14 protein-coding genes are annotated in these 15379 nt (G+C 67.6%); 12 read left to right on the top strand and 2 right to left on the bottom strand.

Translation table 11 applies throughout. The features are described from left to right. The first annotated feature begins 5 nt into the window (after positions 1-5). The 7 genes from GOY17_RS15925 to GOY17_RS15895 all read left to right on the top strand — a co-directional run bounded on the left by GOY17_RS15925 (position 6) and on the right by GOY17_RS15895 (position 6582). Positions 6-1025 carry a glucokinase gene (locus tag GOY17_RS15925; protein ID WP_232338457.1) on the top strand — a complete coding sequence of 340 codons (1020 nt, stop codon included), beginning with the start codon at positions 6-8 and terminating at the stop codon, positions 1023-1025. 45 nt (positions 1026-1070) lie between these two features. Next, positions 1071-2078, top strand: a complete 1008-nt coding sequence (locus tag GOY17_RS15920; RefSeq protein ID WP_157031113.1) for a glycosylasparaginase — start codon at positions 1071-1073, stop codon at positions 2076-2078. Continuing rightward, positions 2075-2800 (top strand): copper homeostasis protein CutC, encoded by a 726-nt coding sequence (locus GOY17_RS15915; RefSeq protein WP_157031112.1) that lies wholly within the window; start codon positions 2075-2077, stop codon positions 2798-2800. Before GOY17_RS15920 ends, GOY17_RS15915 begins: the two co-directional genes overlap by 4 nt. 36 nt (positions 2801-2836) lie before the next feature. Beyond that, complete coding sequence (locus GOY17_RS15910; RefSeq protein ID WP_157031111.1) at positions 2837-3769, top strand: nucleoside hydrolase; 933 nt, start codon at positions 2837-2839, stop codon at positions 3767-3769. 82 nt (positions 3770-3851) lie between these two features. Then, entirely contained in the window at positions 3852-4097 is a 246-nt protein-coding gene (locus tag GOY17_RS15905) for a type B 50S ribosomal protein L31 (RefSeq protein ID WP_115844063.1), read from the top strand. A 555-nt stretch (positions 4098-4652) separates the two neighbouring features. Next, on the top strand, positions 4653-5957 hold the full coding sequence (locus tag GOY17_RS15900) for a citrate synthase (RefSeq protein WP_115844061.1): 1305 nt from the start codon (positions 4653-4655) through the stop codon (positions 5955-5957). A 13-nt stretch (positions 5958-5970) separates the two neighbouring features. Further along, on the top strand, positions 5971-6582 hold the full coding sequence (locus tag GOY17_RS15895; protein ID WP_157031110.1) for a hypothetical protein: 612 nt from the start codon (positions 5971-5973) through the stop codon (positions 6580-6582). A gap of 21 nt (positions 6583-6603) precedes the next feature. Here the strand turns inward: GOY17_RS15895 and GOY17_RS15890 are convergent, their stop codons facing one another. Both GOY17_RS15890 and GOY17_RS15885 read right to left on the bottom strand, forming a co-directional pair. After that, complete coding sequence (locus GOY17_RS15890; protein WP_157031109.1) at positions 6604-7257, bottom strand: hypothetical protein; 654 nt, start codon at positions 7255-7257, stop codon at positions 6604-6606. A gap of 222 nt (positions 7258-7479) precedes the next feature. Then, complete coding sequence (locus tag GOY17_RS15885; RefSeq protein WP_157031108.1) at positions 7480-9972, bottom strand: penicillin-binding protein 1A; 2493 nt, start codon at positions 9970-9972, stop codon at positions 7480-7482. Between the two features lie 281 nt (positions 9973-10253). Here GOY17_RS15885 and GOY17_RS15880 point away from each other — a divergent pair, with 281 nt between their 5' ends. The 5 genes from GOY17_RS15880 to GOY17_RS15860 are packed head-to-tail and all read left to right on the top strand — an operon-like array spanning position 10254 to position 15301. After that, positions 10254-11312, top strand: a complete 1059-nt coding sequence (locus tag GOY17_RS15880) for a pilus assembly protein PilM (protein ID WP_115844053.1) — start codon at positions 10254-10256, stop codon at positions 11310-11312. Further along, positions 11312-12097, top strand: a complete 786-nt coding sequence (locus GOY17_RS15875; protein ID WP_157031107.1) for a PilN domain-containing protein — start codon at positions 11312-11314, stop codon at positions 12095-12097. Before GOY17_RS15880 ends, GOY17_RS15875 begins: the two co-directional genes overlap by 1 nt. Further along, positions 12094-12795 (top strand): type IV pilus inner membrane component PilO, encoded by a 702-nt coding sequence (locus GOY17_RS15870; protein WP_157031106.1) that lies wholly within the window; start codon positions 12094-12096, stop codon positions 12793-12795. Before GOY17_RS15875 ends, GOY17_RS15870 begins: the two co-directional genes overlap by 4 nt. A 1-nt stretch (position 12796) precedes the next feature. After that, positions 12797-13348 (top strand): pilus assembly protein PilP, encoded by a 552-nt coding sequence (locus GOY17_RS15865; protein ID WP_157031105.1) that lies wholly within the window; start codon positions 12797-12799, stop codon positions 13346-13348. Positions 13349-13366: 18 nt separating this feature from the next. Continuing rightward, positions 13367-15301, top strand: coding sequence for a type IV pilus secretin PilQ (locus tag GOY17_RS15860; RefSeq protein WP_157031104.1), 1935 nt, complete (start codon positions 13367-13369; stop codon positions 15299-15301). The last annotated feature ends 78 nt before the right edge of the window (positions 15302-15379 follow it).

Here is a 15379-nt window from a genome sequence, read left to right as displayed (position 1 = left end):
CGATCGTGATCCCCGCTCCAACCGAACATCCCGTCGGACGGCACGGCTCGCAGCCGTTCATCGCCGCCGACGTCGGCGGCACCCATGCGCGGCTGGGGCTAGTCCACGTGCGACCCGGCGGCAAGGTCGACGTGCTGGCCTACCACCGCTACGTCTGCGCCGAATTCCCCTCGCTCGCCGCCATCGTCGACGACTTCGCGAAGACCCAGGGCGCCGAGCGCACGCACGTCGTGGTCGCCATCGCGGGCAGGCTCGAAGGCGACACGCTGATCAACGCCAACCTGCAGTGGCCGGTCTCGCTGGAGCGCACACGCCGCGAGGCCGGCATCGCCTACTTCGCGCTGCTCAACGATTTCGAGGCCGTGGCCTGCGCAATGCCCTACATCGACGTGGCCGCGATGACGCGCGTCTGCGGCCCGGTCCAGGCCGGCGACGGCCCCGCGCTCGTGCTCGGTCCGGGCACCGGGTTCGGTGCGTCGCTGTGCCTGCCGCGCACGCTCCAGCAGGGCGTGCCGCTGCGCGTGCTGGCGAGCGAGGCCGGGCACGCGTCGCTCGCCGTCGGCACGCCGCGCGAGATCGCGCTGCTCACGCGCCTGCTCCAGCGCTGGCCGCACGTGGACAACGAGCGCGTCCTGTCCGGGCCCGGCCTGGTGAACACCTACACCGCGCTGTGCGAGCTCGACGGCGTGACGCCGAAGCTCGCCACGCCCGAGGCCATCGCGGCAGCTGCGCAGGCCGGTGGCGACGCGCAGGCGCGCGAATCGCTGCAGCTGTTCTGCAGCCTGCTGGGCAGCCTCGCGGGCGATCTCGCGGTGACGTTCGGCGCGGATGCGGTTTACCTCGCCGGCGGCATTCCCGCGCAGATCCGCCCGTTCCTGCTCGATAGCGACTTCGCAGAGCGCTTCCGCAACAAGGGCGTGCTGGGCGAGGTGCTCGCACGCGTGCCGGTGTGGCTGGTCGACCACGGCCAGCTGGGCCTTGTCGGCGCCGCCGCCTGGTATTACGAGCGCCATTCCGGCTTCTGACCCGATCGGCCTTGCTCGGCCGATCAAACTTTCCGGGAAACCCTGATGGGCAATCGCCGACAGTTCCTGCAGGCCACGATGCTCGCGGCCGGCGCCGCCGTTCTCCCGCGCGTGGAAAGCACACCGGTCGCAGGCGGTGCGCGCGTGGTGTCCACGTGGGACTTCGGTGTCGGAGCGAACGCGGCTGCATGGCCGGTGCTCGCACGCGGCGGCAGCGCGCTGGATGCGGTGGAAGCCGGCGCGCGCTGGGCCGAGGCCGACCTGTGCAACCCCACCGTCGGCCGCTGCGGCAACCCCGATCGCGACGGCGTGCTGACGCTCGACGCCAGCATCATGGACGGCGACGGCCGTTGCGGGGCGGTGGCGGCACTGGAGGACATCGCGCATCCGGTTTCCGTCGCGCGCGCGGTGATGGAGAAGACCCCGCACGTCATGCTCGTCGGCGCCGGCGCGCAGCAGTTCGCCATCGCGCAGGGTTTCGAGAAGACGCCGCTGCTGACCGATCAGGCGCGCGATGCATGGCGCGAGTGGCTGAAGACGTCGAAGTACGCGCCGCAGATCAACGCCGAGCGCCAGACGCGGCCCGGCGACAAGACCAACCACGACACGCTCGGCATCCTCGCGCGCGACGCGCAAGGTCGGCTCGCCGGCGCGTGCACGACCAGCGGCATGGCGTGGAAGCTGCACGGCCGCGTCGGCGACAGCCCGATCGTCGGCGCCGGTCTGTATGTCGACAACGAAGTCGGGGCAGCGACCGCCTCGGGCGTCGGCGAGGAGATGATCCGCAACGCGGCGAGCTTCCTCGTCGTCGAACTGATGCGGCAGGGCCGCTCGCCGGCCGACGCGTGCCGCGAAGCGATCGACCGCGTCGTGCGCAAGCGTCCGGAAGCCAGCAAGACGCTGCAGGTGTGCTTCCTCGCAATGAACAAGGATGGCGATGTCGGCGCATTCGCGCTGCATCGCGGCTTCGTCTATGCCGCGCAGGACGCATCGCCGGGCCCGCACGATCGCCTGTTTGACGCGGCGTCGGTGTACCGGACCGAGCAGAAGTGACGCCGGTAACGCTTGAAATCGCGGCCAATTCGCTTGCCTCCGCGCTGGCAGCGCAGGAAGGCAGCGCCGACCGCGTCGAGCTTTGCGAGAACCTCGGCGAAGGCGGCTGCACGCCGTCGTACGGGACGCTGGCGATGGCGCGCGAACGCCTGCGCATCCCCCTGTACGTGCTGATCCGTCCGCGCGCCGGCGACTTCCGCTTCGACGCGCTCGAACGCGACACGATGCTGCGCGATATCGAACTGTGCGTGCGTCTGGGTTGCGATGGTGTGGTGATCGGTGCGCTCGATGGGAATGGCGACGTCGATGTCGCACTGTGTCGTGATCTCGTCGACGCTGCGCGCCCGCTCGGCGTGACGTTCCATCGCGCGATCGACGTCGCACGCGATCCGCAGGCTGCGCTGGAGGCGGCGATCGCGCTGGGTTGCGAGCGCGTGCTGACGTCGGGCGCGCATGCCACCGCGATGGAGGGCGCGGACGTCATCGCTGCGCTCGTGCAGCGTGCTGCCGGGCGCATCGGCGTGATGGCCGGAGCGGGTGTGACGCCCGAAAACGTGCGCGATCTCGTGCAGCGCACTGGCGTTCGCGAGGTGCATGCCTCGGCGAAAACGCTGGTCGAATCAACCCTGGCGCTAACGCGCCGGCTTTCCGGACTGGAAGCGCAGCGATGGCAGACGGGCGCAGCGGTCGTGCGCGCGCTCCGGCAAGCGCTGGAATCGTGAAAAGCGCTCGACACGCGTCGCGGTGATAATCGGCCGATGAACAAGATCCCTCTCCTGATCGATACCGACCCTGGCGTGGACGACGCGCTGGCCCTGCTGATGGCGTTCAACGACCCGCGTCATGAGGTCGTCGGCCTCACCATCGCCGCCGGCAACGTCGGCCTGAAGCACACCGTCGCCAACGCGCTGAAGCTCTGCGAAGTCGCGGGCATCGAGGCGCCGGTGTTCGCCGGCTGCCCGGGCCCGCTGCTGCATCCCGCACCGGATGCGGGTTACGTGCATGGCGAGGACGGCTTCGGCGACGTGGGCTACGAGCCCGCGCAGCGCGCCGCGGAACGCGAGCACGCCGCGCAGGCCATCCTGCGGCTCTCGCACGAACACGCTGGCAAGCTGCTGCTGGTCGCGCTCGGTCCGCTGACCAACGTCGCGCTCGCCCTCAAGCTCGATCCGACGCTGCCCGAACGCGTCGGCCGCATCGTGGTGATGGGCGGCGCGGTGACCGGCCACGGCAACATCACGCCGGGGGCGGAGTTCAACGTGTACTTCGACCCGGAGGCGGCGCACATCGTCTTCGAGGCGTTCCCGCAGATCGACCTGGCCGACTGGGAAGGCACCATCGCGCATGGCCTGCTGCACGACCACGTGGTCGAGTGGCTCGCCGCCGACTCACCCCGCGCGCGCTTCTATGAGCGCATTTCGAAGAAGACGCGCGAATGGTCCGCCGACCGCCGCGGCGACTACTGGCATTCGGCCGACGCGCTGGCGATGGCGTACGCGCTGGAGCCGGACGGCGCGACGGAGTTGGTCGATCGCCCGGTCGTGGTCGCGCTGGGCCACGGCCACGCGCGCGGCATGACGGTGGTCGACTGGAACCGCCAGAACGGCCAGCCGGACCGTTTCCGGATCCTCATGCGCTACGACCAGGCCCGGTTCGAGGGGCTGATCCGGGCGGCGCTGGCGGCGGGTTGAAATCCGCCTCCGGGGCGACTTGCGCGAGGGTAGGGGCGGCCGCTATACTGCCGCGCTTTCCCCGAATGAATTGGTGAGTGCCATGAAGGCCGGCATCCATCCCGACTACCGCGACGTCGTTTTCCAGGACGTCACCACCGATTACCAGTTCCTGACGCGTTCGACCCTTGGCAGCAAGGAGACGATCAAGTGGGAAGACGGTAACGAGTACCCGCTGATCAAGGTCGATATCAGCTCGGCTTCGCATCCGTTCTACACGGGCAAGCACAAGATCGTCGACACCAGCGGTCGCGTCGACAAGTTCCGCAAGCGTTACGCGCAGAAGTAATCCGCGGTCCGCGCTTTCGAGCGCGACCCACGGGACTTCGCACGACGACTCGCCGGCCTCGCGGTTGCCCGCGGCGTCCCGGATTGCGACGAAGCTTCGCGCAGAAATCAGCCGACGGCTGCCGAAAGGCGGCCGTCGGTTTTTTCGTGTCCGCACGAGTGCGGCGTCGGATTTGCGAGACCGGTCCCGTCGCAAGTCGTCTGAGGGCGTCGGGCCGGGCGGCCGTCCAAATTCCCGGGCGCTGCAGCCAGTGCGCCGAAGGGAGGGCGGCCAGGACGACGGGTGGTCGGCCATCAATGAGCGCCCATGCCCTGCGTCCCCACTGGCCGATGGGCGCGCGCTTTTTCGCCATCTGGCCGCTTCCTGCGCCCATTCCCTCGTAACGGAGGGAACCCGCCGGGATGCGCCCGAGCGTGGCCTGCCACCAAAGTCCGAGTCAGCGCTCGAAGGGCGTTGTGCGATAATTCACGGATCGCGGCGCCGATCTGTGCCGTGACCCCCGTCCCCCGCTCCGTGCCGTGTTTCCCGGCGGCATGCAGACTTGAGGAGTGTTTCGTGTCCGATTCCAACAAATCCGGCTTCGATCAGGTCTCCCTGACCGCCGGCGACAAGACCGTGACCCTGCCGGTCCACCATCCCGTCCTCGGCCAGCCGTGCATCGACATCGCGAAGCTGCCCAAGGAAACCGGCGCCTTCACCTACGACAACGGCTTCACGGCCACCGCCAGCTGCAAGTCGGCCGTCACCTACATCGACGGCGATGCCGGCGTGCTGCTGTATCGCGGCTACCCGATCGAGCAGCTCGCCGAGAAGTCGAGCTTCCTCGAAGTCGCGTACCTGCTGATGAACGGCGAACTGCCGAGCAAGGGCGAGTTCGATTCGTTCGAACACGAGGTCACGCATCACACGATGATGCATGAGGCCTTCCGCACGTTCCTCTACGGCTTCCGCCATGACGCGCATCCGATGGCGATGCTGGTCGGCATGCTCGGCTCGATGGCGAGCTTCTACCACAACGATCTCGACCTGGAAGATCCGGAACAGCGCCGCCTGGCCGCGATCCGCCTGATCGCCAAGGTGCCGACGATCGCCGCCGCCTGTCACCGTTATTCGATCGGCTGGCCGATGCGCTATCCGAAGAACAACCTCGAATACACCACGCGCTTCCTGCACATGATGAAGGAAGTGCCGAGCGAGCCGCTCGAGCTCAACCCGGTCGCCGCCAAGGCGCTGGACCTGCTCTTCATCCTGCACGCCGACCACGAGCAGAACGCGTCGACCTCGACCGTGCGCCTGGTCGGCTCCACCGGCGCCAACCCGTATGCGTGCGTCGCCGCCGGCGTCGCCGCGCTGTGGGGCCCGGCGCATGGCGGTGCGAACGAAGCCGTGCTGAAGATGCTGGAAGAGATCGGCCGTCCGGAGAACGTCGGTTCCGCCGTCGCCAAGGCGAAGGACAAGGAATCGGGCTTCCGCCTGATGGGCTTCGGCCACCGCGTCTACAAGAACTTCGACCCGCGCGCCAAGATCATCCGCGAGATGACGCACAAGGTGCTCGGCGAGCTCGGCATCAACGATCCGCTGCTCGAAGTGGCCATGAAGCTGGAAGAGGCCGCGCTGAAGGACGAGTACTTCGTGCAGCGCAAGCTCTACCCGAACGTCGACTTCTATTCCGGCATCATCTACAAGGCGCTCGGCATCCCGGTGGAAATGTTCACCGTGATGTTCGCCATTGCGCGGACCGCCGGCTGGGTCTCGCACTGGCTGGAGCAGCAGAACGATCCGGAAAACAAGATCGGCCGCCCGCGCCAGATCTACATCGGCTCGCCGCAGCGCGATTACACCGACCTGGCCAAGCGCTGAGTCCATCGCGCCGGTGGCTCGCGTCACTGTCGACCCTTCGAAGCCGCGGCCACGCCGCGGCTTCGTCGTATTCAAGTGGTCGATCTACGCGCTGCTCGCGGGCGACGTCGTCCTGTACTCGTTGTACGGTCGGCTCACGGAGCTGATCGACACCGCGGCGTGGCTGGTCCTGCTGATGCTGTTCGAGTGGGAAACCGGCGGCTGGCCGCTGCGCGCGCGCTGGATTCCAGCGCTGCACGGCGTGCGCCTGCTGGCGAGCATCGCCGTGGTGATCGCCGTGGCGGGCTACGCGCTCGAACGCGTGTGGCTGGATTTCTTCAACGAAATGACGTGGCTCGGCGTGGTCGCGCTGCTCGAGCTCGAAGTGCGCCTGCCGCGCGGGGCCGTGCGACTGCATCGCATACGTCGCGCGATCGCCGCGGCGCTGTATGTCGCGCTGGTCGGGTTCCTGCTCACCTGGGCGGTGATGGGTTTTGGCGACGAAAACCCGCAGGCGGCGTGGCTCGACACGTGGGACGCCTTGCTGTGGCTGGTGGCATTCGTGGTGATCGAACTCAACGTGTTCGGCGCGCGCGATGCGGGCGCGAGGCCACGCAGGACGGGGCTGGCGAACGCGCCGCGCTGAGCGCCGGGCGTTCCGGTTCCGTCAGACCCCCGTGTAACCCTCGATCTCTTCCTCGGCCAGCATCTGGCGAAGCTGCGCCGCGCTGGCGCGCTTCATCGGCTTCTCGTCCAGATTCGACAACGGCGCCTGGCGCAGGCCGTCGAGCGGCAATACCGTCAGATCGAACGCAATTTCTTCGGCACTGAACACCCACACCGGCACGTCGGCGATGCGTTCGCGATCCAGTCGCACGCGACGGCTGCGCGATTCGGCTGGAATGCCGTGCTGTTCGAGGAAGCGCGGCGGCGCATCGGGGTCGTCGCTGAACAGATGGAGCGCGACCGGGCTGCGTGTATCGGCCGTGCCGTCGAGCACCGATCCGACCAGCCGCGGCTGGAACGCCTGGAAGAATTCCATCGCGCGCAGTGCGGCTTCGCGACGCTGGCGCAACGCGGGCACGTTCTCGCGCTGGAACAGGCGCTGGTATTCGCGCAGCGCGTCTTCGATCTCGCGATTCCGCGGCAGCGAAGCGTCATCGAAGATGCCAAGTCGTTCGGCGGCCTTGAGCTTGGCCTGGTGATAGTCGCGAATGCCGCCTTCGGCCATCAGGCGCGCGGCTTCGTGGGCGAGGCGATGCCGGCGTTCGCGTGTGCGGGTGAGCGCGTGCTGGTGGGCGTGCTGTCGAGCGTGGGGCATGAGGACCTCCGCGGCTGGCACGACGTGGCGGAATTCGCCGCGGCCGGCAGCGCCGGCATGGCGAAGCTAGCATGTTTCCTGGCGCACGCACGTTACCTTCGCTGGCGTGTCGGTTTCGTGGACGCGCTCGCCCGAGGATGAACGCAGCCCATCCGTGACGCGACGCCCAAAAAGAAAACGCCGGGACATGCCGGGCGTTCTCATGCGTATCGATGGCGGCGATCAGAAGATGTCGAACGCTTCTTCCGTCGGCGCGGTTTCCTGCGGACCGTAGTCGACGTAGCTCTGCATGCGGTCGAGGTCTTCGGCCTTCACCCATTCGATGATGCCGCCTTCGCCGCCCGGGATCAGCGCGCCGTTGCCGGCGACCGACACCTTGACCATGCCTTCCGGCGGATCGTTCAACGCCAGCGGCTGGTCCTTCAGCGCCACGCGCATGTAGTCGATCCAGATCGGCAGCGCGGCCTTGCCGCCGTACTCGCGATAGCCGAGCGACTTGTAGTTGTCGCGGCCCACCCAGACGGTGGTGACGTACGGGCCACCCACGCCGGAGAACCACGCGTCGCGGTGATCATTGGTCGAACCGGTCTTGCCGCCGACGTCGTCGCGTTCGAGCACCTTTGCCGGCGTGCCCGTGCCGCGCTTGACCACGTCGCGCAGCATCGAAACGATCTGGTAGGCGATGCGGCCGTCGATCGCCCGCGGCGCGAGCACCATGTTGCTGGTGTCGATGACCGGCTTCTTCGGCTCGTCCTTCGGCGCTTCGGGCGTCGCGGCGGGCGCGGCGGAACCGGCGGGGCCGAGGTTGAAGCCATCGACGACCGTGGTGTTCTGCACCGCGCGGCCGACGGTGCCGGGCACGCCGCATTCCGGGCAGGCGACGGCGGGCTTTTCCTTGAACACCACCGCGCCTTCGCGATCCTTCACTTCATCGATGAACCACGGCGTGATGCGGAAGCCGCCGTTGGCGAACACCGCGAAGCCGCGCGCCACCGACAGCGGCGTCAGCGACGCGGTGCCCAGCGACATCGACAGGTTCGGCGGCAGCTCGGCTTCGTCGAAACCGAAGTGGCTGATGTACTTGCGCGCGTAGTCCACGCCGATGGCGTCGAGCAGGCGCACCGAGACGAGGTTGCGCGACTGGACCATCGCCTCGCGTAGGCGCATGGGGCCGGCGAAGTTGCCGCTGTCGTTCTGCGGACGCCAGATGTGGCCGCGGCGATCCTTGAAGACCACCGGTGCGTCGAGCACGACGGACGCCGGATTGAAGCCACGCTCGAACGAAGCCGCGTAGACGAACGGCTTGAAGCTCGAACCCGGCTGGCGGCGCGCCTGCGTGGCGCGGTTGAACTTCGCGCCCGCGAAGCTGTAACCGCCGGAGAGCGCGCGCAACGCGCCGTTGGCCGGTTCCAGCGACACCAGCGCGGCCTGCGCCTGCGGCACCTGGTCGAGGCGCCAGCGTGCCGGCGGCGGCACTTCGCCCGGCTTCACCTCGGCGTTGGATTCGATGCGGCTCACGCGCACGAGATCGCCACGCTTGACCAGGCTGGCCGGCGCGCGATCGCCGAAGCCCTGGCCATTGCCGAGTTCGATCTGCGTGCCATCGCCGAGCACCAGCTGCACCTGGCTGCCGCTCACGCCGGTGACGATGGCGGGCATCAGCGCCGCCTGCGGGGCGATGTTGCGAAGGCGCGCACGAACCGCGGCGACGTCCTCGTTCGGTGCGAGGTCGAAATGCTGTTCCACGCCGTGCCAGCCGTGGCGGCGGTCGTAGACGTGCAGGCCATCGCGCACGGCCTTGTCGGCCGAGGCCTGCAGCACCGGGTCGATGGTCGTGGTGACGTGGTAGCCCTTGGTCAGCGCCTCGTTGCCGAAGCGGGCGACCATCTCCTGGCGGACCATCTCGGCCACGTAGGGCGCGTACACCTCGACGGGGCGCTCGTGCGGCGTGGCGTGCATCGGCACGGCCTTCGCCTGCGCCGCTTCGGCTGCGCTCACGAACTTCAGCTCGACCATGCGATCGAGGATGTAGTCGCGGCGCACCTTCGCGCGCTCGGGATTGGTCAGCGGATTGCCGCTGGACGGAAACTTCGGAATGCCCGCGAGCGAGGCCATCTCGTCGAGCGAAAGCTCATTGAGCTTCTTGCCGTAATAGAACTCCGCCGCGGCCGCGACGCCGTAGGCGCGATTGCCGAAGAAGCTCTTGTTCAAGTACAGCTCGAATATCTCGTCCTTGCTCAGCTCGCGCTCCATGCGCATCGCCGTGAGCATCTCGGCGAGCTTGCGCGTGTAGCTGTATTCGTTGCTGAGGAAGAACTGGCGCGCGACCTGCTGGGTGATGGTCGAACCACCCGGCACGCGCTTCGCATCGGTCGTGGCGATGAGCCACACCGCGCGCGCGACGCCCTTGAAGTCGACGCCGTGGTGCTTGTAGAAGCGCGCGTCCTCGATGGCGAGGAAGGCCTGCTTCTGGCGCTCCGGGACATCCTGGATCGACACCGGGTAGCGGCGCGTCTCGCCGAACAGCGCCATCAGGCGTCCGTCCTTCGCGTAGACGTACATCGGCTCCTGCATCTCGACCGCGCGCAGGGTTTCCACGTCGGGCAGCTTGGGGGCCACGAGGTAGTACAGGGTGCCCAGCGCGATGGCGCCGAGCAGGGCCAGGCCGGCCAGCGCGAACAGCGCCCAGCGCAGCAGGCGACGTATACGGGGCATCAAGCAGATTCCGATTGCGGGTGTAGTGGGCGTGGAGTATAGAGGAGCAGGGAAGGGGGTTTTTTGAGCGCAAGCACACCGGCCAAACGCCCGGGCCGCAAGGCTGGGCGGACACGGGGACCCAGGGGTGGGTCGACCCGGCCGGAGGGCGCCGCGAGGGGTTGGAAAGTGACGCAGTAAGGCAATTCGGAAGGAAAAGGTTGCCAGCCTGTGCAAACTTGGTTATTTAAAGCAGGGTCACACAAGGCGCACGTAAGCGCCTGTGGCAAGGGGAAAATATCGTGGGGATCGTCACAAAAAGCCAGCCGGCGGTCGTCGGCGTGGATATCAGTTCGACTGCCGTAAAGCTGTTGCAGCTCTCCAAGGCCGGCAACCGCTATCGCGTCGAGCATTACGCGGTCGAGCCGCTGCCGCCCAACGCCGTCGTCGAGAAGAGCATCGTCGAGGTCGAGGCCGTCGGCGAGGCGATCCGTCGCGCCGTCGCGCGTTCGGGCACTCGCGCCAAGCACGCTGCCGCCGCGGTCGCGGGTTCGTCGGTCATCACCAAGGTCATCCCGATGCCGGGCGACCTGGATGAGGACGACCTCGAGTCGCAGGTCGAGCTGGAGGCGGTGAACTACGTCCCGTATCCGATCGAAGAGGTCAACCACGATTTCGAAGTGCTGGGCCCGATGCCCGGCAGCCCGGACATGCTGCAGGTGCTGCTTGCGGCGTCGCGTTCGGAGAACGTCGAAGTGCGCGCCTCGGCGCTGGAGATCGGCGGCCTCACCCCGAAGGTGATGGACGTGGAGGCCTTCGCGCTCGAGAACGCCTTCGCGCTGGTCGCCGACCAGCTCGGCGGTCCGCGCGACGGCCTCATCGCGCTGGTCGATTCCGGCGCGACGATGACCACGCTCAACGTCCTGCGCAACGGTCGCAGCCTGTATGCGCGCGAGCAGGTCTTCGGTGGCAAGCAGCTCACCGACGAAGTGATGCGCCGCTACGGCCTGAGCTACGAGGAAGCCGGCCTGGCCAAGCGCCAGGGTGGCCTGCCGGAGAGCTACGAAGCCGAAGTGCTGGAGCCCTTCAAGGAGGCGATGGTCCAGCAGATCAGCCGCCTGCTGCAGTTCTTCTACGCGGGCAGCGAATTCAACCGCGTCGACCAGATCGTCCTGGCCGGCGGTTGCGCGTCCATCGCCGGCATCGCCGAGATGGTCGAGGAACAGCTCGGCGTGCCGACCACCATCGCCAACCCGCTGGCGCACATGACGCTCGGCCCGCGCGTGCAGGCGCATGCGCTGGCGCAGGACGCCCCGGCCCTGATGATCGCCTGCGGCCTGGCCCTGAGGAGCTTCGACTGATGGCACGCATCAACCTCCTCCCGTGGCGCGAAGAGCGCCGCAAGCAGCGGCAGAAGGAAACCGGGCTGATGCTCGGCGCGGCGGCCATCGGCGCGCTGCTCCTGTCGTTCGTGATCGTCAGCTACTACAACGGCCAGATCGACGGCCAGAACGAGCGCAACGCGTTCGTCCAGAGCCAGATCGACGACGTCAAGAAGAAGAACGAGGAAATCAAGGTCCTCGAAGAGAAGAAGGCCAAGCTGCTCGCACGCAAGGAAGTGATCGAGAAGCTGCAGGCCAACCGCTCGCAGATGGTGCACCTGTTCGATTCGCTGGTGCGCACGATCCCCGACGGTGCGGTGCTGACCTCGATCAAGCAGGACAGCGAGACGCTCACGCTGGAAGGTCGCGCACAGTCCAATGCCCGCGTCAGTACCTACATGCGCAACCTCGAGGGCTCTGGCTGGATGACCAGCCCCGACCTGTCGATCATCGAGGCCAAGGGCGCCGACAAGGGCCTGCCGTACGTGTTCAAGCTGCAGGTCAAGCTCGCCAATCCGAACGCGCCGAAGGACGAGGACGGCGACGGCGTGCCGGATGCGCCGGCCGCGCAGATCGCACAGTCGGGCGATGCCGCCGCGACCGCGGGCGCGGCTCCGGCCGCTACCCCGCCGGCAGCCACCACGCCGGCCGTCCCGGCTGGCTCCGCCGCACAGCCTGCCGCCACGCCGGGCGCTCCGGCCGCCACGCCTGCCACTGCGCCCACGGCGCCGAATGCCACGCCGGCCCAGGGAGCGGCGTCATGAGCAAGAAGAAACCCATCAAGCTCAACGAGCTGGACTTCAACAACATCGGCGGCTGGCCGCAGCAGGCGAAGATCGGTCTTTGCGGCGTGATCGTCGTGGTGATCGTCGGCCTGGCCTGGTACCTGTTCGTCAGCGACAAGCGCACCGAGCTGGAAAGCCTCGAAGCGAAGGAAGTGACCCTGCGCGCCGAGTTCGAGACCGAGCAGGGCAAAGCCGCCAACCTGGAACCGCTCAAGCAGCAGCTCGCGCAGATGGAGCAGCAGCTCCAGCAGATGCTGCGACAGCTGCCCAGCAAGACCGAGATGCCCGACCTGATCGTCGACATCTCGCAGACCGCGCTGGCCACGGGCATCACCAACGAGCTGTTCCAGCCTGGTCCGGAAGAACCCAAGGAGTTCTACGCCGAAAAGCCGATCGCGCTGCGCATGGTGGGCAGCTACCACCAGTTCGGCGGATTCGTCAGCGGCGTGGCTTCGCTGCCGCGCGTGGTCATCATGACCATGCACGACATCTCGCTGAAGCCGCGCGGAAAGGAAGGCGCAGCGATCACGCCCAACAGCCCGCTGGAACTCGCCGGCACGGTCAAGACCTATCGCTATCTGGACGAGGAAGAAGTCCAGAAGCAGGAAGCGGCCGCAGATGCTGCGAACGGCAAGGCCGGGACCGGCAAGGCTGGCAATGGCAAGGAGGGGACCTGAGATGCGCGCACTCCTGATTGAAGGCGCCGCTCCGCTGCGTGCCCTGACGGCGATCGCCCTGGTGCTCGGCCTGGCCGCGTGTTCGCGCGGCATCACCAGCACGCCGGGCGAGGCGCCGAACCTCGAGAAGTGGATTGCCGAAGTCAAGGCGCGTCCGGCGCCGCCGCTGGATCCGCTTCCGGTGATGCAGCAGTTCGAGACGTTCGAGTACAACGCCTACGCCTTGCGCGATCCGTTCAGCACGGCCTTCACCGACGAAGGCGGCGGCAATGGTCCGCGTCCGGATGCAGGCCGCCGCAAGCAGACGCTGGAGCAGTTCCCGCTCGACAGCCTCGACATGGTTGGCACGCTCGGCAAGGGGAACGGCGTGATCGCGCTGGTGATGGCACCGGACAAGGTGACCTACCGCGTGACGCCGGGGAACTACATGGGGCAAAGCGACGGTCGCGTGACCGGCGTGTTCGAAGACCGCATCGAGCTGGTGGAACTGGTGCCGGATGGCGCGGGTGGATGGTTGGAGCGTCCGGCCACGGTCGCGCTTGAAGATCAATGATTCTTGGGGGAATGCACGATGACCGTTTTTGAACCGGGTAGCTTCAGCGCGCGCGCTGATCGTCGCCCCCTGCTGCGTAGCGGGTCCATTGGCCTGCTGATCGGCGCGATCGCCGCCGTCAGCGCCGTCCATGCCGCAACGCCGGCACCGGCTGCGCCGACGGCCGTCGCGCCGCCGGCCAGCCTGGATCCGTCCAAGCAGCTGCCGGGCACCGTCGAGGTGTCCAACATCGACTTCAAGCGGGGCAGCGACGGTTCCGGCCGCCTGGTCGTGAAGTTCAGCGGCGATGGCGCCGCGCCGGACCTGCGCAACCAGGGCCAGAGCGTGGTGGTCAACGTCGGCAACGCCAAGCTGCCCGACTCGCTGCGCAAGCCGCTGAACGTGGTCGATTTCGCCACGCCGGTGCAGCGCATCGACGCGCGCACCAGCGGCGCCGGCACGCAGCTCGTGCTCGACATGAGCGGCAACTTCGAATCGATGGCGTACCAGACCGGTCGCGAGTACATCGTCGAGATCGTGCCGCGCACCGGCGCCGCCACGGGTCGTGCCGTCGGCCAGTCGACGACGGGCAAGGCGCCCGCGACCGGTGCGCGCAGCTACAGCGGCCGTCCGGTGACGTTCAACTTCCAGGACGTGCCGGTTCGCACCGTGCTGCAGCTGATCGCCGAAGAGTCCGGCCTGAACATCGTGGCCGCCGACACAGTGTCGGGCAATGTCACCCTGCGCCTGATGAACGTGCCGTGGGATCAGGCGCTCGACATCGTCCTGCAGGCCAAGGGCCTGGACAAGCGTCGCAGCGGCAACGTCGTGTGGGTCGCCCCGCAGGCCGAGATCGCCAAGTACGAGCAGGACAAGGAAGACGCGCGCATCGCGCTGGACAACCGCGTCGACCTGACGACCGAATACATCCAGATCAACTACCACAACGCCGCGCAGATCTTCAAAGCGCTGACGGAAGCCAAGGGCATCGGCGGTTCGGGCGGCGGTGGGCAGGGCGGCGGCGCTGGCGGCAGCACCAACAACGACAGCGGCTTCCTCTCGCCGCGCGGTCGCCTGGTCGCCGATGAACGCACCAACACCCTGATGATCAGCGACATCCCGAAGAAGGTCGCGGAGATGAAGCAGCTGATCCACGTGATCGACCGTCCGGTCGACCAGGTGCTGATCGAAGGTCGCGTGGTCATCGCGCAGGACACCTTCGCCCGCGAGCTCGGCGCACGTTTCGGCATCGCCGGCACGAAGGACGGCAAGTACTTCTTCAACGACACCATCGAGAACAACGACCAGACGCGCGGCTCGTTCGCGGAGGCCGCCCAGACCGGCGACCTGCCGACGCTGTTCAAGGGCCCGATGAGCAACCTGGGCGTGCTGAACCCGGCCGGCTCGGTGGCGCTGCAGATCCTCAATGCCGGCTACGCGCTCGACATCGAACTGTCGGCCATGCAGGAAGAAGGTCGCGGCGAAGTGATCTCCAACCCGCGACTGGTCACCAGCAACCAGCGTGAGGCGGTGATCCGCCAGGGCCAGGAAGTGGGCTACGTGACGATCTCGCCGTCGCAGGGCAGCACGACGATTCCGATCCCGAACGTGCAGTTCAAGGACGTGCTGCTGGAGCTGAAGGTCACGCCGACCATCACCCACGACGGCCGCGTGTTCCTGAACATGAACGTCAAGAAGGACGAAGTCGAAGGCTACGTCGACACGTCGATCGGCCAGGTGCCGACCATCGCCAAGCGCGAGGTCAACACCGCGGTGCTCGTCGAGGACGGTCAGACCGTCGTCATCGGCGGTGTCTACGAGTTCCGTGATCGCAGCGACATCTCGAAGGTGCCGTTCCTGGGCGACATCCCCTTCCTGGGCAACCTGTTCAAGAAGAAGGGCCGCAACAAGGACAAGGCCGAGCTGCTGATCATGGTCACCCCGAAGGTGATGAAGGTCGAACAGCGCGGGTGAGGCAGGCCGCTACGCGGCACTGCCGCGTGGCCTGACGAACGCCCGGCCAGGATGGCCGGGCCGGGCGATCCGAAGCTC

Origin of the sequence: Lysobacter soli (assembly GCF_009755585.1) — a bacterium.
Lineage (GTDB): Bacteria > Pseudomonadota > Gammaproteobacteria > Xanthomonadales > Xanthomonadaceae > Lysobacter_J > Lysobacter_J soli.
This window is presented reverse-complemented; position numbering and strand designations above follow the sequence as displayed.